The sequence below is a fragment of the Caballeronia sp. dw_19 genome, assembly GCF_018449515.1.
Taxonomy (GTDB): Bacteria; Pseudomonadota; Gammaproteobacteria; order Burkholderiales; family Burkholderiaceae; genus Caballeronia.
The window spans coordinates 1-798 of sequence record NZ_JAAVUQ010000105.1 but is presented as its reverse complement, the minus strand read 5'-3'; the positions used below and the strand labels follow the sequence as shown (position 1 = coordinate 798).

Below are 798 nucleotides of genomic sequence, written 5' to 3'. Positions count from 1 at the left end.
AGAGACTGTTGCAGAATTACAAAAAGGGGCTGTTAACTTTTTGGCTCTGGTGTTAACTTCTGTCTTGTTTTCCCTGACAGGAAGCCATGGCTAAGGAACTTATAGACGACCAATTATGGGCACTCATCGAACCGTTGCTGCCCAAAGCTGCGCCGCGCAATCGCCGGTATGCAGGACGCAAGCCAATACCTGATCGCGCCGTGCTCACAGGCATCGTGTTCGTGCTGCGCGCAGGCCTCGCGTGGAATTTGCTGCCGCAGGAAATGGGCTGCGGGTCGGGCTCCACTTGCTGGAGGCGCCTGGACCAGTGGCATAAAGCGGGCGTATGGCAACGCATGCACGAAACGATGCTGGCCGAACTGCGCCGTCGAGGCCAACTCGATATGGCCAGAGTACTGGTCGACAGCTCCTCCATTCGCGCGTTGTACGCGGGAAAAAAACAGGCCCAAACCCCACGGACCGGCGCAAACTCGGCAGCAAACACCATATCATCGTCGATGCGCAAGGCATCCCGCTCGGCGTCATCCTGACGGGCGCAAACCGCCATGACGTCACTCAGCTTGACCCACTGGTCGAAGCCATTCCGCCAATTCGAGGCAAGCCAGGACGGCCCTTGCGTAAGCCCAAAATTGTTCAGGGCGACCGAGGCTATAGCTCTGAGCCACATCGGCGACGCTTTCGCAAACGCGGCATCACTCCTGAACTCGCGAAACTGCGCTCACCCCATGGCAGTGGTCTAGGCAAAACACGTTGGCCTGTCGAGCGTACGATCGCTTGGCTGCACTCCTATCGCCGCCT

1 protein-coding gene is annotated in these 798 nt (G+C 58.4%); it reads left to right on the top strand.

What is annotated here, in order from left to right; all coding sequences use genetic code 11:
- Positions 1-86 precede the first annotated feature (86 nt).
- A protein-coding gene (locus HB376_RS40595) for an IS5 family transposase (RefSeq protein WP_213769308.1) occupies positions 87-798 on the top strand; the annotation gives its coding sequence in 2 pieces (ribosomal slippage) (positions 87-441 and positions 441-798; 713 coding nt annotated over the 2 pieces). This gene is flagged as partial in the annotation.